Origin of the sequence: Amycolatopsis samaneae (genome assembly GCF_039541975.1) — a bacterium.
Lineage (GTDB): Bacteria > Actinomycetota > Actinomycetes > Mycobacteriales > Pseudonocardiaceae > Amycolatopsis > Amycolatopsis samaneae.
Genome location: NZ_BAABHG010000003.1, coordinates 134938 through 158958 on the forward strand (window position 1 = coordinate 134938; position 24021 = coordinate 158958).

The window sequence follows — 24021 nt, forward strand, 5'->3', positions numbered from 1 at the left end:
TCAGGTGAAGCACCTGCTGCTGGAAACCTCGTTGCCGTTCTGGAACGGTCGCACGATGTCGTACCGGAGTGTGTCGACGTCGGCGGCCAGCTGCTTCGGCAGTTCCACGAATTCGCCGGTCGGGGACAAGGCCTTGCGGTTCGCCGAGCCCGAGGTCAACGGCGGCACTGACCCGGTTGCCTTCAGGACGCAACAGCTCGAGATCCTGCGAGGCCGATGCCAAGGAGCACGGTAACGAGCTCACGGGCGAGGACGTCCAGCAGATCATGATCCTGCTCAGCGTCGGCGGCAACGACATCACCAAACAAACGACGTCGCAGGCAGTCGTCCAGCTCTGGCGCGATCCCGCCCAGAAGGAGTTGCTGGCGAGCGATTTCGAGACACACATCGGCACGGCGGTTGACGAGTTCCTCCGGTACGCCACACCGCTTGTCCAGTTCGCCTGGACCGCCACTCAGGACATTGAACTCAACGGCCAGCTCATCGGTCAGCACGACAAGGTCGTCATCTTCCTCGGATCGGCGAACCGGGACGAGGACGTGTTGATTCTGCGGTTGTCAGCTGGTGATCAGCTCGACGGCCAGGCGGCGTCGGCTCCTGCCGGGCAGGTCGCGGAATTCAGGGCTGAGTGGATTGGCCGGTGCCGGGTACGCCGATTGTCGGTAGCACGACCAGCTGGTCGTTGTCGAAAATCTCCGGAGTCTCGTGGTCTCGTAGGTATTCGGGGCTGCGGCGCTGCTTGTCCTGCTCGTCTTTCGCGTTCGGGCGTCCGCCCTGACCGCCGAGCATCCCACTCGCGTTCCGGCTCGGGGCCGAGGTGCCGGGTACGGCGCTGCTGCCGCGTCGTGCCGCGGGTTCGCCGGGGCCCGCGCTCCCGGTGCGCCGTCCCGGCTCCGATGGCAGGGAGGTCCGTGCTCCGGGGACCGGGTCGCCGAGCAGCCCGGTCCCGCGCGGCAGCTGTGTCGTACGGTCCTGCGGGGTTCGGCCGCCCAGTTCGCCGGCTGACGGTGCTGCCGGTGGTGTTCCCGGAACCGGTGTTCCGCCGCCGAGGGCAGAGGTGGAGACGCTGGCGGCACGTGTGTCGTCACCGCTGCTGTCCCGCACGAGCAGGTGGGGGGAGGTTCCCGTCACGGCCTGCGCCGGGTGAGGGGAGGCCGGTGGGGGAGCGGTGGCCGGTGTGTCCCCGCTGGGAACGGCGATGGGCTTCTTCTCGATGTGGTGGCCGCTATCCGCACCGGCTACCGGCCGGTGGGGGTGGTCCGGCCCCGGGACCGCCGGTCCTCGCCCTGGAGGTGGCGGTCCTGGCGGTGCCGGGGTGGGCGCTCCGGCCTGAGGAGGGGAGACGAAGTACGGGATCCGCGCGCTGTCCGCGAGGTTCTGTTCGTAGCCGGTCATGATCTCCTGGGCCCGGCTACGAGCCAGCTCTTGCTGTTCGCGCAGCCGTGACTCTTGGCTCAGCAGCTGGGCGAACTCGAGGGCGGGCGCCTGGTTTCGTTGTGTGTTGGCGGCGCGGACGTCGTAGTGGACCGGCGGGTTGTCATTCATCAGCAGTCTCGCTGCCGTCAGGAAGTTGCCGTGATCGGTGTGTTGCCGACCAGCCGTGGCAGCCGCTTCCGCGATTTCCTTCAGCCAGTAGCCGATCTTCCGCAGATGCGTGTAGGCGGCCTGAGCCGCGGGGCCCGCCCACAGCGGGCCGGCCCGGTCGAGCGTCGCGATGAGTTGTACCTGCTGCACCGGCAGCGTGGACGGCTCGCCGGGACCGCGCCACGCGTCGGCGTGTGCGGTGACGGTGGTGGGATCGGCGTCGGTGGTGATCGCGTCCAGCATCTGCTGGTGGCCGTAGAGCTCCCAGGGAGTTCTGGGCAGATCCGCAGCCCGCAGGCCGCGGCGGTCCCGGTAGTTGTTCAGCGTGGTCTTGTCGTCCAGCCACTCGCCATCGGGGGAGAGAGGGACTGCGTCCTCCGGCACCGCGCGGATGTCGGTATCGGACGCGTCCGTGCCGCCCAGAGCCCTGGTGAAGTCGGTGAACGTGGTGATCTCGAACGGGTCCGTGTTCGGTTCGCTCATTGGAACAGCCCCGAGTGTCGCCTGCGGAGCACGTCTACGACGTCCTGTTCATGGCCGGTGAAGCGTCGCTTGGCCAGGTCGAGCGCGTCGGCGAACTTCTTGACCTCGTCGGCGGCCCTGGACAGCTGAGTGAGCATGCCCTGCTCGTCGGTCGCGCCGGCGACGAGCATGTCGGTTAGCGCGATTGCGGTCTCGGTGTGGCCCAGCGGCGAGCGTTCCCGCAGTACCGCGGTTCTCTGCTCCAGTTTCCGGAGCTCTTCCTCGATGTCTTGCAGGCAGCCGATCAGGACAGCGGCGAAGCCCGCGTCAACTCTGAACCCTCCGCTGCGCGCCGCGTCGAGGATCAGCTGAGTAGTTCGCGTTGTCCACGGGACCAGTCTTTCCGCCAAGTCGTTGGTGACATCGCCGGAGGCGGGCTGATCCGGGGTGAAGACGGGCGGTTGTCCTAGCGGCGGCGGGTCCGGTGTGGTGGGAGAGACCTCCATGATTTCTCCGAGAAGAAGTGGCTGAGGGTGCGTCGGTGATCGCGCGGGTCCGGTTCCGGTGGTGGATCTAGGTGCTCAGTGCGCCGATGGCGGCGCGGACTTCCTCGCCCATCTCCCGGGTTCCGCCAGGCCGCACCGTGATGGTCATGGCCGCGCGCGAGCGCGTGGTGTGCAGGAGATACCGGCCGTGGCCGGTATCGAACCATCCGACATCGGGTGCGCTGGTTCGCGGGCCGGTGCGCCGGCGCGCGGTCACGCTCAGCCGCCCGGAGCCCAGCCGCTCGCCGGCCATCACGGCTTCGACGAGTTCACGGTCACTGCGGACCCGGCCGGAGAACCCCCGCTGTGGCGGGCGGATCATCGACTGCACGCTGAGGTCGTCGAACTCGCGAGTCTCCTGCTCGTCGCGCTCCGCCCGATCCAGCCGCCGACGCGAGTGGGCGGACATCGCCGGGGTCACCGGAACCTCCATGACCAGCTCCCGCCCGGCCGCGGCCCGCGCCGACGGCGCGGCTGCGGTCACGGCCTCGATCCAGTCCTCGTCGGGGAGCAACGTGAACCGCGTGTCCTCTGTGTCATGGCCCTGCCACACGACGAGAGCCTGCCGGAAATCGCTGAGTCCCAGCACTCCGAACTGCCGCTCGTCATGGTCGATCCCGGTCAGCGCCACCGAGGCGCGGCAGGAACGGAACAACTCGAACGCGACCTGCAGATACGGGTTCACCCGGCCCCGTGCGAGCAGTCGGCTCCGCCTCAGCTGCGCGGCCACCTCGCGTGCCGCCCGATCCCGGGCGTTCGGCCCCGGCGCCAGGTCCGGGACGGACAACGGGTCCCGGCGAACCTCGACGCCAAGCGCGAACCCGACGAGCCGGATCGCGAGCCCGCTCATACTGAACTCGAACGATGTCGCCACAGCCCTCTCCACAGCGTTTCCACGGAACGTGCGCAGAGAACAATCGCAGAGCTGGCAGCTGCCACCGTCGGTCTCGTGCGTCAGCTCAGTCGATCACATCCATCCGACCGGGACTGTTCGCTACCGCGCAAGACTAGATTCTGTCGCGGGACCAAAACTCTTCGGGAAGAACGGCTGTTCAGGGCGCCGACGAGAACAGGCTCGGGCGAGGCTCCTCTTCTGCTGGGTCTTCTGCTGTGAGCCTACCGGCGTTGACGGTCTTCTGGTGTCCACCTGTACTACGCGGCTTCGCTTGCGATAGGCGGGCTGTTCGTGGCGCGTGGACGAGCGAACTCAACCGGTGACTCGGTGTGTCCAGGGAATGGGTTTCTTGTCATGGTGACTATTGGCTACGTGGAAAGCCTTGCGTGGCTCGCTAATTCCTGTCATGATGACATTAACTGGCGTGCGATCCGGCCCTGAGCCCGCCGCTGGGTCTCGCTGATCGCGTCGGGCGCCTTGTGGGCGTCCGGCTTCTGGAACGTCCTCGAGCTGTGGTGGAGTGGGAACCGGTGAATGTGATCATGACCGCGTTGAGCGTGGAGCACGCGGCTGTGCTGGAGCATCTGGTCGACGTGCGTCCGCACCGGCATCGGTCCGGGACTGTGTTCGACGTCGGTACTGTGGCGGGGCATCCTGGGCACCGTGTCGCGCTGGTGGAGACCGGGATGGGCACCACCGCCGCCGCGACGTTGACCGAGCGTGCTCATGCGGAGTTCGCTCCGGAGGCGATGGTGTTCGTCGGCGTAGCGGGTGGTTTGCGCGACTGGCTCGTGATCGGTGACGTTGTCGTGGCCACGAAGATCTATTCGTATCAGGGCGGTCGCAGCGAGGACGACGAGTTTTTGGTGCGCCCGTCCGCCTGGTCGGTGGCGCACCGTCTTGACCAGGAGGCGCGGCGACTGCTGCGAGGCAACGCGTGGCACTCGTTCCTGCCGGACTCCGTCGAGGATGACGCGCCAGTGGCCTACTTCGAGGCCATCGCGGTGGGTGATGTCGTCCTCAACTCTCGTGTCTCCGAGCTCGCCCGAAGGTTGCGCACGTCCTACAACGACGCCGTCGCCGTCGATATGGAGAGCTCTGGCTTCGCGCACGCGGCTCACCTGGGAGACCAGGCCCGCGCGGTGGCGGTACGTGGCATCAGCGACTTCGCCGACGGCGGCAAGGCCGCGGCGGACCGCAAGGGAGGGCAACTGCTCGCGGCCCGCAACGCGGCGGCGTTCGCCATCGCCCTGATCACCGCTCTCGAACCCGACGAGAGTGTCCCCGTGGACGAAGAACCCTCGTCCACGGGCAGCTTGGTCGTTCACAGCACGAACACCGCGCGGGACAACGCCCGCGTGGGCCAGCAGATCGGCCTCAACCTCGGACCCGGCAGGCGGTTACGATGAACGAGGACACGCTCGGCGACACCGTCGAGAACCAGAACATCGCCTCCGACAACGCCCACGTCGACCAGCAGATCGGCGTGCAGCACGTGGACAGCGTCTTCCACCACGCGACCATCTACAACATCACCGAGGGAGATACCGCCGAGCGCAAGCACGACGTCGCGCTCGCCTACCTCACCGGCGGCGTACCGCGTCGCGCCGAGGCGATCTTTCACGAGCTTGTCTTCGACGGTGACCAGTCGACCGAACGTATCTACTACTACGTGCTCGCGGTGCTCAGCGAACGCCGCTTCGGGGACCTCACCGCGGACCTGGCCAGCAATGTTCACAACGCCGGAAAGCTCTGTGCCTCATTGCGGGAAGACGAATGGTCGCGGGCACACCATGTCGTGCGGAGCCTCGTCGAGCTCGTCCGGTCCCACAAGGGGGACAGGGCGTTCACCGCGGTGACCGCCTTCGGTGGGCTGCCCGCCGACCGGCAGGACGAGATCAGCAGGCACCTGTCGCTTCTCGTCAGCGGCGCTATCGAAGAACAGTTGGAAGTGGAACGCAAGCACAAGGTCAGTACCGAGCGCTTCTCTCGTGACCGGGAAAAGCGGGCATGGAAGTTCTTCGAACCTGATCCCGTACTGCCTGTTCGGTATCAGCCCCGTACGTCGTTCACCGACATCGGTGACCTTCGGTCGGCGATCATCGGGGGCACGGTTGCGCTCCCGGCGTTCGCCGGCCTGTTCTTCGGCGCCCTGGACCTTCCCTTGTGGGGAGGGCTGGCGGTGCTGGTGGCGGGCTGTGCCGTGATGGTCCGCTACGGCATCGAGCACATCGGACACATGCTGTATCTCGCGTTTCGGCGCGACGCCGAACGGCCGGCTGACGAGCCGAGCGTGTTGACCCAAGCCGACAAGCTGATTGAGCGGTGCTTCCGTGACGCGTGCCCGCCCGGCGCTCAAGGCTGGCTGCAGTACGCAGCCGGGTACCGCCGGCTCCTGCAGCGGAGGTTCAACGACCAACTCCGCCACGACCAGAACTACAGCCAGACCGTCAAACGGCTGAAATGGCTGTTCGACTGGCACGCGCGTCGAGTCGCGCAGCAGTGGCCTGCCCATCCCTCCCAACTACGGCCAGAGCCCGCAGCCCCTGAAGGGGCGCGTGCGTGGCGGGCCGTCGGCGTCGTACTGGCCGTGGCGGGGGTGGTGCTGCTGGCTGCCGCTCACCACTGGCTGGTCGTGCCGCTCGCGGTGGGGGGACACTTCGTACTGCTCGCGGTGGTCAAGTTCTTCGCCGCTCGCCGCACCACGCAACTCCTGCTGGACGACGCTGACGCGCGGTTCGACGAGGAGATGGCCGAGTACCACCGATGGCGTGATGAGCTGTCCGATCGCCCGGACGACGGTGATATGGCCCACTGGCTGGCCTTGGACAAGGCGCACCTCAAGGCGGAAGCGATGCGCGGAGGCCGGATCGCCGACCGGGAGCTCGTCTCGTATGTCGTCCTCAATGAGCGAACTCCCTGGGCGCGCCGTGGGGCGGTGTCGCATGGCCCACCGCGGTACGAGGCGTACTTGGTCACTGTCATCTTGCTGACCCGCCACGGTGCCCAGTCATCGCGCGTATACCTCGACTTCGTTACTGGCGATGTCAAAAATGAGGACCGGAACATGTTCGGGTACGACCGCATCGCGTCCGCCTCGCTGAAGGTCCGTGAGAAGACGTTCAGGAGGGGACTCGACCAGTCTGAGCGCAAGGTGCGCAACCGGGAGTTTCGGCTTCGGCTGCTGGACGGCTCGGAGATCCTCACCATCAGCCAACGCGCCGATGTCGAGAGCGACACGGAAGTCGACGACGAAACAGAACAGGAGCAGCTCGCCGCCGTGACCTCCGGGATAGACGCCGCCATCCCGATACTGGAGGCCGTGGCTCACCGAGGTCGTTCCTGGATCGACGTCGAGAACGACCGCCGGACAACGTGGTTACGCAACTGGCCGGACTGACGCTTGCCCCGCGGGGTGGTGGTTGGACGTTCTTTCGGGCCTACTGTGCCGACCGGTACCGCACCCGACAGGCCATCGAGCTTTGCCGCGAATCGCGTGCCGTACCGGCTGCCGCTCGCTACGATGCGTGCTCCGCCATCATCCGATGACCGCAGGTGATCATGAATCCGTGGCTACAGGCCGGGCTGTCCCTGCTCGTCGGCCTTCTCACCGCAGGCGGCGCCTTCGTCGGCGTCCGGCACACGGTCCGTGGCAACGACCGCGCCACCGAACAGCGGGAACTCGCGGCGCGGCGCGAAGAGTGGTGGCGACGGTTCACCTGGGCCGCTGAACTCGCACTCGCCGAATCACCCGCCAAGCGGGTGACCGGGCTGAAGCTGCTGACCGAGCTTGCCCAGTCCGACCTGGCACAACATGATGAGTGCGTGTTGCTCGACGTGTTCCAGGACCGTGTACTGGACACGGTCCTCGATGACCTGTCCGAGCGTGCCGAGGAAGGACACCAAGCGTCATGATCCAGCCACTCCAGCCCACCGAGGAGGAAGTGGCTGCCGCCCAGCTCCGGATCGTGCTCGACGAGAAGCTCGGCCGGTCGACGCCCGAGGTTGTCCGGCGAATCGCCGAGATGCGTGGGAGCGGCCCCACCGAGAAGCGATCCTACTCGACCGCCGGTGCTCTCGAGCAAGGACAAGCTTCAACGACGGCGAACGACGCCGGCCATACTGACCGGACAGCATCGCCTACCGTGGAGGCTCCGAAGGTGAGGCGTGCACGCCAGCCTGCCGTCACGCACCAGGTCGGCTTCGAAGCGCAGATCCACCAGAACGAATATCTGCCCGTCGGCGACCGGATCATGGACGCGGTGATCTCGGTGACCTGCACGGCGGAGCTGGACGGGCCGCCACCGACCGCCGCGCAGGTCATCATGATTGACTGCTCGGGCTCCATGGTCGGCGAGAAACTCGCCGCGGCGAAACGCGCCACCATCGCGGCTATCGACTCGCTACGCGACGAGGTCGCCTTCGCGATCGTGTCCGGCACCAGCACGGGCACGATGGTGTACCCGCCCGCGCAGCGGATGCTGCCGGCTTCGGCGACCACTCGTGCGGCGGCGAAGGAAGCCGTGCATCGCCTGCGGGCCGGCGGTGGGACTGCGATCGGCAGTTGGCTCGAGCTGACCGACGCGCTGCTGGCCGGTCAATCCGCTGAGATCAAGCACGCGATCCTGCTCACCGATGGACACAACGAAAGCCAGACGGCCGAGGAGCTCGCGGTCGCCCTCGAGCGGTGCCGGGGCAAGTTTGTCTGCGACAGCCGCGGCATCGGCCACGATTGGGCAGCGACGCCACTGCTGGCGATCGCCGAGACGCTGCTGGGTTCCGCGGACGGCCTCACCGAGCCCTCCCGGCTGGTGGCCGATTTCCAGGCCATTACCGAGGCGGTCATGGGCAAGGCGGCCGCCGACGTGTCGCTGCGGGTGTGGACCCCGGCCGGCACCAGGATCCGGTTTCTCAGGCAGGTGCACCCCCGTATCGTCGACCTCACCGACCGCGGGGCGCCGGTCAGCGCCCGGATCAGCGACTACCCGACCGGACAATGGGGCGCGGAAACCAAGGACTTCCACCTGTCGATGGAGGTGCCAGCAGGCATGGTCGGAGACGAACGGGTGATCGCCAGGGTGAGCGTGGCGGTGGGCGGGGACGAACTGGCCGAACGCGTCGTCCGGGTCCATTGGACGAACGACACCGCGCTGACCGCCCCAATCAATCCGCAGGCGGCACATTACACCGGGCAAACCGAATTGGCCGAAGCTATTCAAGCGGGGCTGGCTGCGCGAGCGTCAGGAGAAGTGGACGTCGCGACCGCCGCGCTGGGCCGCGCCGTCCAATTGGCAGCGGAATCCGGGTACACGGAAACGGTCAATGTGCTCGCCAAAGTGGTAGAGGTGGTCGACAAAGCCGCCGGAACGGTCCGGCTGCGACAGAACATGGAGGCAGTCGACGCCGAGCTCGTCAGCCTGCAATCACGAAAGACTCTCCGCACGAGGGAAGAAGATCGGCCGTGAGCGACGCAACGAGGTCGCACGGAGGTGCCCTCTCGCTTGACGGCCTCCTGTTATGTTCTCGGGTGGCGTAGCCCGGGTGGGGGTGTCTCGTACGCGTCGTTGGGGACGTTCGATGTCCCCGACGCTCCGTTCGCGACGCGGGCTCGGCCTAGGTGATGTCCTGAAGGATCCCTTGAGGACGGTGAGCGTCCCGAAGGCCACCTTCAGGACACGACAAACCCCTGCCCGCACGCCGAAAGCCCGTGGCAAAGGGGAACGCCAGCGCCGCACATTCCGGTGAGTACCGACGCGATGGTCGCGCTCGCCACCTCGCTCCTCGCCAACCCCGTCTGACAAAGCGGGTACGCGGTGTCCGACCGTGGTCGTATCCCGGTGGAGGTTGTGGAGGCCTTCGAGAACGCCGACACCGCCGAGACCGCCTCGCAGGAAGTCGAGCCGGAGGCACCGCGCAAGCGCCGGTCCCGGAAGAAGACCGCCGCGTGAGAGGGGGATTGGTTCCGGTGGTGAGCGTGCCACCGGAACCGGTTCACCGCGCGAACGGTTGTCGGCGCGTGTTGCCCGTCGGGCTGGTTGGCGGCACGGATGAGATCATCCTGCGGACAGCATATGGATCACCGCGCCGGTCATCGTGGCCGCGAGGTATCTGGTGGGGCAGGTCGATCGTGGGTGTGCTTCGATGCGCTGGCATCGGAGACTTGCCGCGTCTGGAGCCGTTCAGCTGCGGAGGTTGGTGATGGCGAGCTCGGCGACTTTCTTGGTGGCGCCGCAGGGGTCGTATCGCCAGGGGCCGGCTTGGGGGGATTCGTAGGTGGCAGCGTTGAGGTAGATGAGGGTGTCGTTGTCGATGCCGAGGGCGAGGGTGCAGCTCACGGGGCCCTTGTCCTTGTGGCTGGGGATGTTGTCCTCGACGCGGACGATGACGCCGGGGTAGCCGTTGACGATGAGTTCGTCCCAGCGGTTGTTGATTCCGGCGCCGTGGCCTTTGGCGTGTTCGGTGTAGAGGAAGCGCAGTGTTTCCCGGAAGCCTTGGCTTCGCCAGGCACCGACCCGGGCGAGATTGCCGAACTTGATGTCGCAGCGGGTGCCGCCGGGGTCGCGTTCCTGGGTACCTCCGCTGAAACCGATGTCGTTGAGTTGCTGGACGGTGATCGCGGTGCATGGGTCGGCGATGAACTTCTCGCCGTTGAGCGGCGCCGGAATCGGCGGCACGGGGATCTTGGGGTCTTCGGAGGGATAGACCGCGGGTGGAGGTGTCGGTGAGCAGCCTGCCAGAACCAGAACGCAGCCGATGAACGCCGTGGTGAGGGGGCGGGTTCGGCGGGTCACGAGGGGTCGGCTCCGGGTTTGATGTGCCAGCGGCCGGGGTTGTCCATGACGGTGGCACTGGTACCGACGTCGGGAAGAGAGGGGAAGGTGGTTTCGATGGTGGTGAAGTCGAGTGCGGTGGTGGCTTCGGTGGTGATGGTGGCGATCATGCCGGTCATGAGTGCCAGGCAGTCCCGCCAGAACTGGGCGAAGGCGTTGTTGACCGTATCGGCGAGCTCCTTGATCGCGGCGGGGATCAGTGGCGGGAACACCGTGGTGCCGAGGGTGATGAGAACTTTGCCGCCGAGCTGGCCGAGGTTGATCGCGCATTTGAAGATGGCTTCGAGGATGTCGGAGTAGGTCTTCACCACGGCGGCGGCGATCGCGGCCATCGACTTGGTCAGCTGGCTGATCGCCGTCTGTCCCTTGGTGAGCGCGGCGGTGGCGAGCGTGGCGTAGGTGTCGAACTGGTCGGCGGCATCGCCTCGCCACGCGGTCTTGAGTGTCAGGCGCTGCTGGTCGATGGTGCCCGCCGCGCGGGACAGTTTGCCTTCCTGAGCGAAGCCGTTGGCCGTCTCGAACACTTTTTTGAGGTCGCCGGCGACGAAGATGCGCAGCTTGTCCAGGAGGGTGATGATGCCGTCCGCGCCGATGAGGTCGGCGTATTTGTGGATGGTCGCGGCTTGCTTTTCCGGGAAGCGCAGGGTGGGGAGCTTGTCGGCGCTGGTTTTGATGTCGGGAGTGGTCATTTCAGCCCTCCCTCGATCTTCTTCAGCCGCTCGTAGGCTTCCCGATCCAGCTGCTCGTAATGTGCCGCGGCCTGCCGCAGCGCGTCGGTGAGCTTGGCCAGCTGCATCGTGTTCGCGAGCGAGATCTCCTGGATACGGTCGAGCATCTGGTTGTAGCGGGCCACGGTCCCGGCGCCGGCCAGGCCGGGCATGAGCACCGTGGCGGTGCCGGGAAGCCCGAGGTCGTGCTCACCGAGCCGCATGGTCACCAGGTCGGATTCGACGAACGAGTTCACGAGATCGGTGGCGTCGGTGAGGCCGTCGGCGGCCGCGCGCAGCGTTTCGGGATAGACGTGGTAGCCCGCACCGGGGCCGGGATCGGCCAGGTCGAAGTTCACCGGATCTGCGCCTCTTCCTCGGCCACGGCCAGCGTGGCCGCGTGCTGTTCGGTCGCGGTGTGCTCGGCCTGCTGGATACCGTGCAGGACCTGACGTGCCAGGCTCTCGGCGGTGTAGTTCCTCATCTCGTCCACGTCGAGGGATACCTCGAGCAGCTCGCCCGCGCCGCTGACGGTGACGGTGCCCAGCTCCCCGGGAAGTTGCCACGGCACGCGGGCACGCTCGGCGTGGGCGACGGCCTCGGTGAACGCGGCGAACTTCGCCTCGAGCTCGTTGACCCGGTGGTAGAGCATGTCTTCGTAGTTCACCAGCGACCCCGCCCGCCCGTGTCGTCGTCCGGGTACTCCAGGAAGTCGATCTCCTCGAAGTTCTCGTCCTCCACCTCACCCCGCGCCGACCGGCTCGTCGTGGTCGGTGCTGACGGCGGGGCCGCGACGTCGCGGGCATCCGCGGTGGGCGGGACCGATTCCGGCTGCCACTCCTGGTTCTTGTCCAGCACCGCGGAAAGCTTCGGCCCGCCGACCGCCGCCGCGGCCCGTCGCGCGGCGTTCACGGCCTCCACCACGGCCGGACCGACTGCCTGCGGGTGCGCGCCGCGCAGCGCGTGATCGGCGATGGTCAGCCCGACCAGCCGTCCCTGCCCGGTGACCATCGCGGTCGCGACCCCGTCGGCCGAGCGGCCGGAAAACCGGGACCGCGCCAGTTCCGCGTCCAGCTCGGCAGCCTGCCGCTCGAGCTTGGCGACATCCAGCGACACGTCGGTACAGCCTCCCCTACCTCCGACGACCCCACCTACCTCAGCCGACCTCACCGGCACGGCGACCTGCGCGTTCGCCTGCGTAGTCGTCCAGTACGTCAGCGTAGCTGATCGTGATGGGTCTGTCCGTGACGTCGTGAAACATACCTCCGTGCACAGGGCTCCAGCGCAGCTAGGGGGAGGGCGCGCGCAGGAGCCGCGGCAGAGCGTAGCGACCGAACACTGGTGCGCGGCTGGCACGCGTCGAAACCTGTGGTCCCGTGCAGGGTCTCCGGTGGTGTCAGGTGGCGATGTCGGGGCGCAGGGCGTCGAGCAGTTCGGCGACACGCGCGGTGGTGGCTGGGAGGAGTTCCAGTGCTCGCCGGTGTACCGCTCGCGGGTGCGCAGAGCCGCAAAAGTCGCAAAAAGGTGTAACACCTCCGGTGACTGATGGTCAGGTCGATCACATCACCCAAAGTCGCGCGGAGGTTCCGGTGACAGGTCCAATGGTCAGCTACTATGCCGCATATGCAACCGTGAGAAATGGGATAAGTGATGAGTTTTAAATCGCATGACGACTCGTGCGAGTTGTGCGGCGTGGTGCGTGAAGCTGATTTGCGCTCAGTTGGACGCGGTGGAGAAATGCTGGCCGATATTCGCGAGGATGGCTTTCATAAAGTAGGCGTATTCTCCGAGATTTCTGGCGAGTCCGAGTATTCGTACACCATTGGCATGTTTCATACGTTCCAGCATGCCGAAGTGGTCGTATTCGGTCTCGAAATAGAGACAGAGTTTGCTATCTTGGATACAATCTGTGGCCTTGTGCAGGCGGGATCGGTGTTTCAGGAAGGAGATATCTCTCCTGAAGTCTTGGAGGGTGTGGAGGTCGTGTTCCGGGATCTCGGCGAAGCTGGCTGTAATGAATACCTGACGCAGGCGAAAAACTTCTACAAGTCTGATTCGTACCCTGTCTTGATTATGGCTTGGCCCGATGGTAGTGGCGTCTTTCCGTGGGATGACGTGGCGCCTGGCTGGCTCAAAGAGCGTCAGCCTGCAGTGTGGAATACTCATAATGGAAATCGCTGAGAGAGAATTTCCGGAAGGGTGGAATGGTTATCGCGATTTGCGTGACATCGTTCCGTTTGTTTCGGATGGAACTGGTGCTGGTGAGTGCCAAAAGTTGACGCCTTGGGCTGGCTGATTATTTTTCCGAAGAACTCTTGGCGAGTATGTGTCGTCTCAGCCTGCTTGTCCCGGAATTGCCCGGCCGGACGTGGTTCGACTGGCAGCCGAGATAGGGCAGTCGATCGACCTGCTGTTGGTGGCAACTCAAACTTACGAAGAATATGTCAAAGAAGAACTGGATCTTGACGACTTCTCGCGCTGACTGATGATGTTCGGAATCTTCGACTCCGGCGAAGTCTCCCTGGCGTCAGCGTGGATCTAAAATTAATCCGGGACGGGCGAATCGACCCGGGAACACCAATCCGAGTTGATGGTTTGGGTGAGGGATGATGCACTGATGTCTGTGATTCACGTGGATGACCCCGACTTTCGTGTCTGTCAGATCAGCTTTGACGTGTTGCTCGAAATCCAGATGGAGGCAGAGGAGCGTGGCTGGGCGACTCGGTGGACCTCGGCGGAGGCGCTCCGCGGTCAGGTCAAGGAAGGGCCTGGGCTCCTTCAGGCGATGATGCGCGAAGAGAGAGGGGGAGTTGTACGATCCTATCGATGTCTTCTCCTCTTCTCGGCTGTGGATGGCGGAGATGCCGGCGGAGTTGTCACGATCGATCTTGATCCGGCGAGGTTTGAATCCTTGGATCGGCTTGACAGAGACCCAGATGTCCGCAAGGCGCTGACGCGCATGTTCTCCCTTGCGGCGGGTGGGATTTCAATGGTCTCGAAGAGGTAGTCGACTCTCCCGCCCTGCGACCCGCTCGCGGTAGCGGGTAGAATGTCCCACGGGAATGTGTGGACATCAACTTGGACCGGAGGCTCAGGCTAAAAAGAACGCGCTGGGGCGCGCTATCAAGGTGGCGGGGATGTGGTGCAGCCATGAGCGACGACACAATGGTGGACCAGGCGTGGCGAGTGGAGATGTTGGAAGATCTCGCAAGCGGTGATGCCGCTCGATCGACGCGAGCGCTTCTCTCGCTGACCTACAACGACCCGGACCGTACCTGGGTGGAGGATTTGCTGTCGGCGCAGCTGCAGAAGAGAAACGACCCTCAACTGTGTGCGCTGGCAGTGACATGCGTGGGTCACCTTGGGAGGATGCACGGACTTGTCAGTTCCCGGCTCGTCACTCGCCTTGAGGGGCTACTAGGTGACCCCGTGGTGGGTGGTATCGCCGAAGACGCGCTTGGCGATGTCAGACATTTCGCAAAGGTGCTTTGAGCTGGGAAGGTGAACAGATGCCGCTTCGTTGCGTGCGTACTTGAAATCGGCAACTCATATTAGGTAAGGGCGCAGTCCCTGAAAGGTGGATCCATGGCCTGGCAGGTTGAAGCGTTTCGGAGATCCGATGAGCTACTTGAGTGGGAGGTCGCGCTCATCGACGTCAGCCGCGATGAGCTGAAAAAGGAGTTGGGGTTGAGTGACATATCAATCCCAGCCAGCTACCCGCTGACTGCGCGGCAGGTGGTTTCAGCGCTTCGTTTAGCCTCCAGCGATTCGGTTGTTGAAGCTCGACTCGACGAAGGGAAGTTCGAGTTCTTTCTGAGTGAGTATGCTGGCTGATTTACTGTTTCCGGTGTGATGAATTGATTGCGGGCAGGGTTTCGCGACACGGCTCGATGACACCAGCGCGGCGCCGGGGACCCCTGCCGTTTCGGGAGCGGGTGGAAGCTGGCGCTGGTCATGGCCGGTGGTTCGGTGGTGGTGATCGCCAAGCTTGATGCCTGGGCGGAGGTCGGGATGTGACTGTCCGTCGGGGCGACCTGGGGTGGCATCGCGCTGCTTTGCTGGGTGCCGTGGCGCCTGATGAGCCGGAAGGCCAAGCTGAGACTGACCAGTGAAGTCATCGAGGCGGGCTTCGGACGCCGGACTGGCACCTTCCACTGGACCGACGTCGAGGAAGTCGCAGTGCGCAGGTTCGAGCCACCGCGGGGCATAGGTGGCGGGTTCATGCTGCAACTCCGTCCGGCCCCCTCTTTGGCACTCGACACCTGGGTACGGGTCGACTCCACCGGGTGGGTCGCGCTGTACTCGGTGGGGGCCAAGGGGGCGGTGCCGTCAGAACTCGACGCGGCGCTCATCCGCTTCGCCGGCGATCGCTGGAAGCGGCACGAGTGAGCCTCGTGCACACAGCGGATTCCGGCCTGGGGCCGGCTCCCCGGCCGGGCCCAGGCCGTGCCGCGCTCAGGCGCAGATCACCTTGTCGATCAACGAATAGTAGGCGTCATCGCCGGGTCCGCGCCCCATCGTCAGCGAAGCCTCCACCCGGCGCTTCCCGTCCGCGCTGGTGAACGCGATCGTTCCGTACCCGGGGATCCCGCCGGTGTGCCCGAAGACCGGAATCCCGCACGGCGTGGTCCTGATCTGCAACCCCAGCCCGTACTCCTCGGTCGCCGATCGCGGGGTGGTCATCTGCCCCAGCAGTGCCGGCGGCACCAGCCGCCCCGCCGCCAGCGCCTGGACGAACTTGTCCAGATCCACGGTGGTGGAGATCATCTCGCCCGAGGCGCCGGCGACGCTCGGGTTCAGCTCGGAGATGTCGGCCAGCTTCCCGTTCATCTCCTGGTATCCGTGTGCGTGCCGGCCAGGGATCCGGGTGCGGTCGCCGGGAACCGACGTTTGGTGCATGCCGAGCGGTCGCAGGATTCGCCTGGTCACCTCCTCGCCCCAGGCATGCCCGGTGGCCCGTTCGACGAGCATGCCGAGCACGACGTAGTTGGTGTTGGAATACGAAAACCTGCTGCCCGGCGGGAACTCGAGCGGCCGCGCGGTCGCGATGGCAACCAGCGACTCCGGCGAAAAGTGCTGGTAGCGGACCTTCTCCAGATCGGCGCCCGCCAGCGAGATCGACCGGAGGTAGTTGTAGAGCCCGCTGGTGTGCTGGAGCAGCATCCGCACGGTGATCTCTTCACCGCGTGGCAGCAGCCCGGGCAGGTACCGCTCGACCGGGGTGTCCAGCTCGATCCGGTGCTCGGCGACGAGTTGCAGGACCACAGTGGCCACGAAGGACTTGGTCGTGCTGCCGATCCGGAATCGTCCGGTCGGCGAGACCGGCTTCCGGGAGTCCAGTTCGGACACTCCGGCGGTGGCCGTTCGGGTGTGGCCGTCCCGGACCGCGCGGATCTGGACGCCGGTCGCGCCGGCCGAGACTGTTTCCTGCGCGGCCGTGCGGACGGGGTCGGCCGCGGCCGGTGCGGCGGGTGCGAGCAGGGCAGTGGTCAGGACGAAAGACACAGTGTTGAGCATCGGTTTCCTCGTTCGGTGTTGGTACTCAGCGGCAAAAGACCTTGTCGAGCACGGCGCGAGTCCAGTCGAAGTCCGGGCCCCGCCCCAACGTCACCGAAGCCTCGACGCGCCGTTTCCCGTCCGGGCTGGTGAACGCGACGGTCTGGAACCCGGGAATCCCGCCGGTATGTCCGAACACCCGTGCCCCGCACGCGGTGGTCGGGGTTCGCAGGCCGAGCCCGTACTCCTCGGTCGCGGAACGCGGGGTCGTCATCTGCGCCAGCAGGTCCGGCGGCAGCAGCCGTCCCGCTACCAGCGCCCGGACGAACCTGTCCAGATCCGCCGTGGTCGAAACAATCTCACCGGCCGACCAGGCGACGCTCGGGTTCAGCTCGGTGACGTCGACCAGCTTCCCGTCCATCTCCTGGTATCCGTGCGCGTGCGGACCCGGGATCCCGGGCCGGTCCCCGGAAACCGACGTGTGGTGCAGCCCGAGCGGCCGCAGGATGCGCTGCGCCGCCTCGTCACCCCATGCGTGCCCGGTGGTTCGTTCGATCAGCATCCCGAGCACGATGAAGTTGGTGTTGGAGTAGGAATGTTTGCTGCCGGGCGGGAAGCCCAGCGGCTTGGCGGTCGAGATCGCGACCATCGACTCCGGTGAATGGTGCCGGTACCGGATCTTCTCCAGGTCGGACCCGCGCAGCGGGAGGGAATCGACGTAGTCGTAGAGCCCGCTGGTGTGCTGCAGGAGCATCCGCACGGTGATCTCTTCACCGCGCGGCAGCAGCCCGGGCAGGTACCGCTCGACCGGGGTGTCCAGCCCGATCCGGTGTTCGGCGACGAGTTGAAGGACCACAGTGGACGTGAACATCTTGGTCGCACTGCCGATCCGGAATCGTCCGGTCGGCGATACCGGCCGCCGGGAGTCCAGTTCGGACACTCCGGCGGTGACGGTGCGGGCGCTGCCGCCCTGGACCGTGCGGATCTGCACCCCGGTCGCGCCGGACGAGACGATCTCCTGCGCGAGCGTGCGAACCGGATCCGGAGCGGCGGCAGCCGGCGCCGCGGGCGCGAGCAGCGACGCGGCCAGCACCAACGGCACAGTGTTCAACACCGGCGTCAGTCCTTGCGGCGCGCGACGAAGCGCACGATCAGGATCAGCAGGCAGGCGACGGCGATCCCGCCAGCCGTCATCCGGAACATGGTGTCCAGCCCGGTGAAGCCGCCGATCGAGTTCGTGGCGGCGCTGGCGATGAAGATCAGCCAGAGCAGGGTGGTGACGACCGGGCCGCCGGCCTGGCGGCTGCGGGAAGCTTCCAATTCCATGCCGAAAACACTAGAAACCGCCGAAGCACGCCAACATACCTTCAACTCCCGAATTCACGGTAGAGCCAGCGCTACCACTCGCCGTCGCGGTTGTCGCGGGAAGCGGGGATCACAGCAATCGGTCGACGAGCCCGTCGACGTAGTCCGCGGTGAGCGGGCCCATGCCGAACAGGACGCGGATGTACATGGGGGACAGGATGTGATCCAGCACGTCGAGCGCGTCGGGTGCCTGCTCGCCGCGGTCGTGGGCGCGATCGAGCATGGACTGCAACTGCCGCATGCGTTCGGCGCGGAGGTTGTCCGCGGCCCGCAGGCCTTGCTGGCCGTAATTCGACAGGGCGACGGCCAGGTGCAGCACCGCCGGGCCGTCGGGTCCGCTGATCTCGCGGGCCATTTGGGCCGCGTAGGTGCGCAGGTCGCCGTCCAGGCTCCCAGTGTCAGGCACCGGTGACACCGCGTTGAGGCGGGCGAGCGCCACCTCGGTGAGCAGGTTTTCCAGATTGCCCCACCGGCGGTAGATGCTGCTGTCGGCTACGCCCGCGCGGGCCGCGACCTCGCCGACGGTGAAGTTGCCGTAGCCGCGTTCGCTGATCAGGTCGGTGACGGCCCGGTGGACCGCCGCGCCGACTCGGGCGGCGCGGCCGCCGGGCCGTCGGGCTGGCTGTCGCTCGTTCACCCCCGCACCTTAACGCAGTCGGCGCTTGCGTTTGCGCGGCAACCTCCATATAGTCCACTAGCGCGGTCAAGGACTGCTTCAGTTCTCCAGGGGGAATCGCTGTCCACGTCAGCCATGGTCGACGCAACCAGCGATTGAGAGGAATCTTTGTGACACCATCGACAGAGGCCGTAGGCAGTCGGTCAAGCAAGGCCGCCGACTACTCCGTGGTGATTGCCGGAGGTGGCCCGGTTGGCCTGATGTTGGCGTGCGAGCTGGGGTTGGCCGGCGTCGACGTGCTGGTGATCGAGCGGCTCACGAGTATCGACCCGACCATGAAAGCCGGGTACGTGAACTTGGCGACGGCTCAAGCCTTCCACCGGCGTGGCATGTTGCCACAACTGCAGGAGCGGCACGACGCCGCGGTGGAGCGGACGCGGAAGTTCCTGGCAGCCAAGGGAATCGAGAACGCTGTCGGCGGCGGTCCGGTCGGACCCCACTTCGCGGGCATAGTGCTCGACATCGGTCTGGTCGATTTCACGGGTCCGACGTTCGCGCATGCCGGACCGGCGGCCGGCGTGATCCTGGTGTCGCAGCAGGAGATCGAGGCGCTGCTGAACGAGCGTGCGGCCGACCTCGGCGTCACGGTGCTGCGCGGCGCCGAAGTCGCCGGATTCACCGCCGAAGGGGCCGGTGTCACAGTCGAATTGAGCGACGGGCGCACGGTTCGAGGTGAATGGCTCGTGGGTGCCGATGGCGGGCGCAGTGTCGTGCGCAAGCTCGCCGGGTTCGAGTTCCCCGGCGTGGACCCGGCGGTCACGGCGCGCCAGTTCATTGTCGACATGATCGGTCACGAGAAACTGCGAGTAGGGTGGAATCGCACCGCTGGCGGCGTGTATCTGCATGGGCCATACCCGGGGCGGTTGGTCACCGTGGAGTTCGACGGTCCACCGGAAGACCGGGAAGCACCCATCACGCCGGCGGAACTGGAGGCGACGGTGCGGAAGGTGGCAGGCGTCGACGTCAAGGTCACCGCGATCCACTCGGCTACCCGCTTCACCGACCACACACGACAGGCGAACACGTATCGGCTGGGGCGGGTGCTGCTCGCCGGCGACGCGGCACACGTGCATTCGCCATTGGGTGGGCAAGGGCAGAATCTCGGCATCGGTGACGCGGTGAACCTGGGGTGGAAACTCGCCGCCGTTGTGCGGGGTTCGGCGCCAGAGGGTTTGCTCGACACCTACACCGCCGAGCGGCATCCGGTCGGCGAGTGGGTGTTGGAGTGGACGCGCGCACAGGTCGCCGCCATGCGAACCGACGCGCGCAGCTCGGCGCTGCGCACCGTGCTCAGCGACCTGATCTCCACGCCCAGCGGCGCGACCTATGTGCTCACCAAGCTTTCCGGCATGCTGCACCGGTATGAGCCAGGGGACCACGACCTGGTCGGAGCACCCGCCCCGGACGTCGAACTGGCCGACGGCACACGCGTTGGTGACCATTGCGCCGACGGACGCGCGCTGTTGGTGGATCTGGCCGACAACGCGACAGTGCGGGATGCGGTCGATGGCTGGGCGGGTCGGGTACGGGTGGTGTCGGTCGAACCCGCGCAGCAGGTGGCATGGTCCGCGCTGCTCGTCCGGCCCGACGGGTACGTCGCTTGGGCCGCCGACGAGAACCCGGATATATCCGCCCTGTCGGTCGCCCTGCACAGGTGGTTTGGTGAGCCGATCCTTCGGGATTCTTCAACGTCGGCTCACTGAGAAGAGTTGGCCATTCAGGGCAAGGACCGTGGCCGGGAACATCCTGGTGGTCAGTCCGCGAACTGCGCCCGGACCAGGAACGAGAAGTACACGGAATTGCCGTAGCCGCCGAGGATCTTCCCGTCGAGCCCGCCGGTGCCGACAGGCAAACCCTTCGCGGTGAAGAAGTCGCCGCCGCTGACTCGTAGTCCGTGTTCACCGAACGTGTTCCCGTCCAAAACGGCGCTGCCCTCGACGTAGACGAGGTTGAAGGTTTCGTTCGCTTGGAAGGTCACGCCGTCGTACACCTCCGCCGGGAAGGCGTCCCGGCTGCGGAGGAATGCCGCGGTGCCGATGCTGTGCCCGGCGCAAGTGGGCAAGTTGACCTTGAGCAGGGTGTCCTCCGCGGTGAGGGCCGGGCTGCTGCCGTTGTGCACGTAGATCCTCAGCCTGTACGTCTTTCCGCGTTCGACCGCGATCTTGTGGCTCCAGAGGTTCGGGGAGCCTTCGACACGTGCACCGTAGAACGCGCGTTCGTCACCGAGGTTCGGGTTGTTCTTCACCGAGTTGAATCCGATGTACGCACTTCCCTCTTCGCCGAACATGGGCCGCTCGGGTCCCCAGCCCACGAGGACCTTGGACCGATCGTCCGTGCACGACGACGCGGCCGGATCGATCGCCACGATCCCCGGATTGCCCGAGATTTCGGGAAGGTTGACCTCCGCCACCACCTTCGGCGTCTCGCGTGCCCGCGTGGCGGTGACCACCGCGGCGGTCGCACTGACCGCCGCGACCACGGCCGACGCGATCGCTACGGTCGTGGTCACCCGCCAGTGGCGGTGGCCGGGCTTCCACTCGTCGGCGGCGGACGAGGCAGGCTCAGGCGGGACAACCGTTCGTTCTGTCACCTCGAACTGATCGCTGAGATCTGTCGTCCTGCTACATCCCGTCTCACCCGCGGCGCACCCGACGATCCCCACCTCGCCGCGGCCAGGTCGGCGAGATATCCGCCATATGGGGGCGTGCATGAAGGAAATTCCGCTGAACGTGTCGTGAATGACGGCGGGAACATCTGCGCCGATCGGGGCATATAATCGCAGAGTGGCGGATCTTGCTTGACGTTGGTCATTTGCCGCCGATAGTGTCTGTTCGGGAGAGGGGGAACGAAGGGGCTGTGCGTACATTTCTGTGTTTTTCCGCGAGTGTTCTGCTTATTGCTGCTTTGGCGAGTTGTGCCGACGGGAGCGGGGTCGCGCCGTCGAGGCCGGTTCCGCCGGTGACGTCGGCGGTGGCGTCGCCGACGTCACCGATCCCGCAGCGGATCGCCACTGACGGGCAGGGTGACGAGCGGGCCAAGCGTCTGGTGGAGAGGCTGCGGCAGACGGTCCCGGCGGCCGTACCGATCACCGATACCGGCGAGTCACGGGTGACCGATCGCGGCGGCGCCGGCGCGTCGGCGTCGTATCGCGCGGGCGTCCTTGTGCAGCCTGAACAGCGGTTCTATGCGGCGTTGTCGGCCGAGGTGATGGACCCGCCGACGACGTCCGGCGAGGCCACTTGCGCGCCGTGGATGTATGCCTGCAGCACCCGTGAGATCGGCGACGCCACCGCGGTCATCACTGGCGACAACGTCTCACAGACCGTGCTCGTGGACGTCTACCGGTCAGATCACGGCGTGCCGCTGCGCGTACGGGCCACCCGGTCGGTCACCCGGGACACCTCGCTGTTCTGGCAGGGCGGAACGCCTGCGCCACAGATTCCGGTGAGTGCCGACGCGCTGGTCGCGCTCGCCACCTCGCTCCTCACCAACCCCGTCTGAAAAGCGTCCCTTTTTTCTGTCGAATCATTGAAATTCGGCAGAAGTCAGCTCTGCGCACAAATGCGTGGAACTGACGTAGTGGTTCACGAAATCAGTAGTGCACGTACATACTTGGGAGGGTTTTCGTGCGCATTTCCAGAACCAGCAGAAGAACCTACGGTGCCGCGCTGGCGGTCGCGGTGGCCACGCCGGTGTGCCTGGCCCGTGAGGAACTCCGGGGCGTCGGATGTCCCGTGCACCCGGGCGGGGTAACTCCTCGGCTTTGCCGAGCAGCCCCAGCTGCATCCTGGCGGCCTCCCGCAGCAGCCGCGGCCGGGTTCTACCGCCATACCCACCACGCGCCTCACCATCCCGGGCATCGAAAACCACCGACCCGCACCGGCGGCCGTGGCGCTGGGCCGGGCCGGGCAGCTTCACCCTCGATTGGTACAGCACCATCCTCGACATCGCATCGGCCGCGCCGCGCTATCGACGCGTAGTGGGTGCGAGTCCGGCGCGACAACGGGGACGGTGCGCGCCGGACCGAGGACAAGGTTGGTGTTCAGCCGACGCGGGACCCGCACCGCCGACCAGTCATTCCGCGATGCGACGAAGTAGTGCCTCGTGCGGGGTCAGTGATTGCGGAGGGCGTTGATCACGAACTCGGTGGTCTTGAGTGCGTTCCCGCACGGATCGTTCTCCCAATACTGCGAATGGGTCTGGTTGCCGACCAGACCGACATGGATCATCGTGGTGTCGGTGATCCCGACCGCGACGTCGCAGTTCGCCGGCCCGGGAACTTCGCGATAGATGACGACTGGAAGGCCGTACATCGAGGTCTCGGCCCAGGGCTCCAGATTGCCAGCCCGCTTCTCGTGGTACTTCGCCAGCTCGTCAAGGTTCGTCAACGTTCTCGACGGGACGACGACTGAGATAAGGGGAGCGCCCCACTGAACCCAGGAGCAGCGGATCCCGAGTTCATCACTCCGGGGGGTGGCCTTGACGTCGTCGGGCGGGTCAGCCACCGTGGCGGCGACCTGCTCACGATTCAATATCCGGCAGGGATCAGCGGTTAAACCGTTCAATGACAGCGGTTGTTGAATCGGTGTGAACGGCAGGGCCTGCCCCGTCTTCGCGGCTTCTGGCCGTTGCGAAAGGGTAGGTTTCGGCTGTTGTGGCCCGCATGCGACCACCAGGGACAAGCCCACGACTATCGCGCAGCCGCCAGCCAGCCTCCTTGACATGGTTGCCATTCTCACTCCGGGAAAGCCGACGGGTTGATCTTCCACTGCTTATCATTGTCCATTCCCGAGTTTCCTGGGAGCTCGGGAATCTCGGGGAAATCGGTGTTGTTCTGCACGAGCGCGTTAGCATTTTTCACAAAGTCGCCGATCTGTTCTTCTGCTTTCGCGAACAGGCCCACGACGCCGTCGACGAACGTGCTGAAGGCGTCGATGACGGTGTCGAGCACGTCTTTCGAGGTGATGACGTCCAGGATCGGGACCTCGGCGGTGACGATCGCGATCAGGCCTTTCGCGAAGAGCTTGCCCAGTTCGGTCGCGCATCTGCCCAGGAAGCGCAGGGCCTCGGCGTAGGTGTGGATCACAGTCTTGGCGACCTCGCCCAGGATCCCGGACATCTTGCCGACCGCGGACTGCTCCTTGTCGAGCGCCTCGCCGACCCGTGAAGCGTAGGTGGTGAACTGGTCCGCCGCTCGGCCCGACCAGGTGCCGCTGACCGCCTGGACGGCCTTGCCGATGTCTTCCTTCGCCGCGTACAGCGTCTTGTTCTTCGCGAATTCCGCGGCGAGGGCTTCGACTCCGAGCGCGTCGCCGAGCAGTCGTGTGCGGATGTCGTCGAGCATCCTGATGATGTCGGGGCGGTGGAAGACGGTCGCCACCTGCCGGATTTTCGCGTCGGAGTCGACGGGGTAGGGCGGCGGTGTTTCGGAGACCGGTGCGGGTGGCGCGGCGTGGGGCAT

28 protein-coding genes and 2 pseudogenes are annotated in these 24021 nt (G+C 65.9%); 13 read left to right on the plus strand and 17 right to left on the minus strand.

All coding sequences use genetic code 11. The annotated features are described in order from the left end of the window. From ABD987_RS07720 to ABD987_RS07740, 5 genes are all read right to left on the minus strand, one after another. Entirely contained in the window at nt 1-168 is a 168-nt protein-coding gene (locus ABD987_RS07720) for a hypothetical protein (RefSeq protein ID WP_345388581.1), read from the minus strand. A 14-nt stretch (nt 169-182) separates the two neighbouring features. After that, on the minus strand, nt 183-494 hold the full coding sequence (locus ABD987_RS07725) for a hypothetical protein (RefSeq protein ID WP_345388583.1): 312 nt from the start codon (nt 492-494) through the stop codon (nt 183-185). 124 nt (nt 495-618) lie between these two features. Continuing rightward, nucleotides 619-2067, minus strand: coding sequence for a hypothetical protein (locus ABD987_RS07730; protein WP_345388585.1), 1449 nt, complete (start codon nt 2065-2067; stop codon nt 619-621). After that, nucleotides 2064-2552, minus strand: coding sequence for a hypothetical protein (locus ABD987_RS07735; protein WP_345388587.1), 489 nt, complete (start codon nt 2550-2552; stop codon nt 2064-2066). The genes ABD987_RS07730 and ABD987_RS07735 overlap by 4 nt, the downstream gene beginning before the upstream one ends. A gap of 67 nt (nt 2553-2619) precedes the next feature. After that, the gene (locus ABD987_RS07740; protein WP_345388589.1) at nt 2620-3465 is read right to left on the minus strand and encodes an ESX secretion-associated protein EspG; all 846 of its coding nucleotides are present in this window, start codon (nt 3463-3465) and stop codon (nt 2620-2622) included. Between the two features lie 551 nt (nt 3466-4016). Here ABD987_RS07740 and ABD987_RS07745 point away from each other — a divergent pair. The 5 genes and pseudogenes from ABD987_RS07745 to ABD987_RS07765 form a co-directional block, all read left to right on the plus strand. Beyond that, the gene (locus ABD987_RS07745; protein WP_345388591.1) at nt 4017-4895 is read left to right on the plus strand and encodes a 5'-methylthioadenosine/S-adenosylhomocysteine nucleosidase; all 879 of its coding nucleotides are present in this window, start codon (nt 4017-4019) and stop codon (nt 4893-4895) included. Beyond that, the gene (locus tag ABD987_RS07750) at nt 4892-6886 is read left to right on the plus strand and encodes a hypothetical protein (RefSeq protein WP_345388593.1); all 1995 of its coding nucleotides are present in this window, start codon (nt 4892-4894) and stop codon (nt 6884-6886) included. The genes ABD987_RS07745 and ABD987_RS07750 overlap by 4 nt, the downstream gene beginning before the upstream one ends. 161 nt (nt 6887-7047) lie before the next feature. Then, the gene (locus ABD987_RS07755; RefSeq protein WP_345388595.1) at nt 7048-7401 is read left to right on the plus strand and encodes a hypothetical protein; all 354 of its coding nucleotides are present in this window, start codon (nt 7048-7050) and stop codon (nt 7399-7401) included. Further along, entirely contained in the window at nt 7398-8951 is a 1554-nt protein-coding gene (locus ABD987_RS07760; protein WP_345388597.1) for a VWA domain-containing protein, read from the plus strand. The genes ABD987_RS07755 and ABD987_RS07760 overlap by 4 nt, the downstream gene beginning before the upstream one ends. A 342-nt stretch (nt 8952-9293) precedes the next feature. Further along, nucleotides 9294-9434 (plus strand): annotated as a pseudogene (locus tag ABD987_RS07765) (Lsr2 family DNA-binding protein); the annotation flags it as partial. Nucleotides 9435-9665: 231 nt separating this feature from the next. Here ABD987_RS07765 and ABD987_RS07770 read toward each other — a convergent pair. The 5 genes from ABD987_RS07770 to ABD987_RS07790 are packed head-to-tail and all read right to left on the minus strand — an operon-like array spanning nt 9666 to nt 12139. Further along, on the minus strand, nt 9666-10277 hold the full coding sequence (locus ABD987_RS07770; protein ID WP_345388601.1) for a DUF3558 domain-containing protein: 612 nt from the start codon (nt 10275-10277) through the stop codon (nt 9666-9668). Then, on the minus strand, nt 10274-11005 hold the full coding sequence (locus tag ABD987_RS07775) for a hypothetical protein (RefSeq protein WP_345388603.1): 732 nt from the start codon (nt 11003-11005) through the stop codon (nt 10274-10276). Before ABD987_RS07775 ends, ABD987_RS07770 begins: the two co-directional genes overlap by 4 nt. Then, nucleotides 11002-11382 (minus strand): hypothetical protein, encoded by a 381-nt coding sequence (locus ABD987_RS07780; protein WP_345388605.1) that lies wholly within the window; start codon nt 11380-11382, stop codon nt 11002-11004. Before ABD987_RS07780 ends, ABD987_RS07775 begins: the two co-directional genes overlap by 4 nt. Next, nucleotides 11379-11690: a hypothetical protein gene (locus tag ABD987_RS07785; RefSeq protein WP_345388607.1), complete on the minus strand. Its 312-nt coding sequence runs from the start codon at nt 11688-11690 to the stop codon at nt 11379-11381. Before ABD987_RS07785 ends, ABD987_RS07780 begins: the two co-directional genes overlap by 4 nt. Then, on the minus strand, nt 11687-12139 hold the full coding sequence (locus ABD987_RS07790) for a YbaB/EbfC family nucleoid-associated protein (protein WP_345388609.1): 453 nt from the start codon (nt 12137-12139) through the stop codon (nt 11687-11689). The genes ABD987_RS07785 and ABD987_RS07790 overlap by 4 nt, the downstream gene beginning before the upstream one ends. A 457-nt stretch (nt 12140-12596) precedes the next feature. Between ABD987_RS07790 and ABD987_RS44545 the strand changes: the two are divergent. The 6 genes and pseudogenes from ABD987_RS44545 to ABD987_RS07815 form a co-directional block, all read left to right on the plus strand. Then, nucleotides 12597-12674: pseudogene (locus ABD987_RS44545) on the plus strand (HNH endonuclease); the annotation flags it as partial. Next, nucleotides 12674-13204: a DUF4262 domain-containing protein gene (locus tag ABD987_RS07795; RefSeq protein ID WP_345388611.1), complete on the plus strand. Its 531-nt coding sequence runs from the start codon at nt 12674-12676 to the stop codon at nt 13202-13204. The pseudogene ABD987_RS44545 and the gene ABD987_RS07795, both read left to right, overlap by 1 nt. A gap of 436 nt (nt 13205-13640) precedes the next feature. Then, a complete protein-coding gene (locus ABD987_RS07800) occupies nt 13641-14030 on the plus strand; it encodes a hypothetical protein (protein WP_345388613.1) in 390 nt (129 codons plus the stop codon). 143 nt (nt 14031-14173) lie between these two features. Continuing rightward, nucleotides 14174-14515: a hypothetical protein gene (locus ABD987_RS07805; protein ID WP_345388615.1), complete on the plus strand. Its 342-nt coding sequence runs from the start codon at nt 14174-14176 to the stop codon at nt 14513-14515. A gap of 93 nt (nt 14516-14608) precedes the next feature. Beyond that, the gene (locus tag ABD987_RS07810) at nt 14609-14857 is read left to right on the plus strand and encodes a DUF7683 domain-containing protein (RefSeq protein WP_345388617.1); all 249 of its coding nucleotides are present in this window, start codon (nt 14609-14611) and stop codon (nt 14855-14857) included. Nucleotides 14858-15100: 243 nt separating this feature from the next. Next, on the plus strand, nt 15101-15412 hold the full coding sequence (locus ABD987_RS07815; protein ID WP_345388619.1) for a hypothetical protein: 312 nt from the start codon (nt 15101-15103) through the stop codon (nt 15410-15412). A 66-nt stretch (nt 15413-15478) separates the two neighbouring features. Here ABD987_RS07815 and ABD987_RS07820 read toward each other — a convergent pair whose 3' ends face one another. The 4 genes from ABD987_RS07820 to ABD987_RS07835 form a co-directional block, all read right to left on the minus strand. Then, nucleotides 15479-16540 (minus strand): serine hydrolase domain-containing protein, encoded by a 1062-nt coding sequence (locus tag ABD987_RS07820; RefSeq protein ID WP_345388621.1) that lies wholly within the window; start codon nt 16538-16540, stop codon nt 15479-15481. A gap of 25 nt (nt 16541-16565) precedes the next feature. Then, the gene (locus ABD987_RS07825) at nt 16566-17633 is read right to left on the minus strand and encodes a serine hydrolase domain-containing protein (protein WP_345388623.1); all 1068 of its coding nucleotides are present in this window, start codon (nt 17631-17633) and stop codon (nt 16566-16568) included. A gap of 5 nt (nt 17634-17638) precedes the next feature. Then, the gene (locus ABD987_RS07830; protein ID WP_345388625.1) at nt 17639-17845 is read right to left on the minus strand and encodes a hypothetical protein; all 207 of its coding nucleotides are present in this window, start codon (nt 17843-17845) and stop codon (nt 17639-17641) included. 109 nt (nt 17846-17954) lie between these two features. Beyond that, nucleotides 17955-18521 (minus strand): TetR/AcrR family transcriptional regulator, encoded by a 567-nt coding sequence (locus ABD987_RS07835; protein ID WP_345388627.1) that lies wholly within the window; start codon nt 18519-18521, stop codon nt 17955-17957. Between the two features lie 149 nt (nt 18522-18670). On the opposite strand from ABD987_RS07835, the gene ABD987_RS07840 reads away from it, so the two are divergent. Next, nucleotides 18671-20263 (plus strand): FAD-dependent monooxygenase, encoded by a 1593-nt coding sequence (locus tag ABD987_RS07840; RefSeq protein ID WP_345388629.1) that lies wholly within the window; start codon nt 18671-18673, stop codon nt 20261-20263. A gap of 50 nt (nt 20264-20313) precedes the next feature. On the opposite strand, the gene ABD987_RS07845 is transcribed toward ABD987_RS07840, so the two are convergent. Continuing rightward, nucleotides 20314-21426, minus strand: a complete 1113-nt coding sequence (locus ABD987_RS07845; protein ID WP_345388631.1) for a hypothetical protein — start codon at nt 21424-21426, stop codon at nt 20314-20316. Nucleotides 21427-21518: 92 nt separating this feature from the next. Between ABD987_RS07845 and ABD987_RS07850 the strand changes: the two genes are divergently transcribed. Then, complete coding sequence (locus ABD987_RS07850) at nt 21519-22061, plus strand: hypothetical protein (RefSeq protein ID WP_345388633.1); 543 nt, start codon at nt 21519-21521, stop codon at nt 22059-22061. 611 nt (nt 22062-22672) lie between these two features. Here the strand turns inward: ABD987_RS07850 and ABD987_RS07855 are convergent. Together ABD987_RS07855 and ABD987_RS07860 are read right to left on the minus strand one after the other, a co-directional pair. Continuing rightward, a complete protein-coding gene (locus ABD987_RS07855) occupies nt 22673-23233 on the minus strand; it encodes a DUF3558 domain-containing protein (protein WP_345389864.1) in 561 nt (186 codons plus the stop codon). 62 nt (nt 23234-23295) lie between these two features. After that, entirely contained in the window at nt 23296-24021 is a 726-nt protein-coding gene (locus ABD987_RS07860; RefSeq protein WP_345388635.1) for a WXG100 family type VII secretion target, read from the minus strand.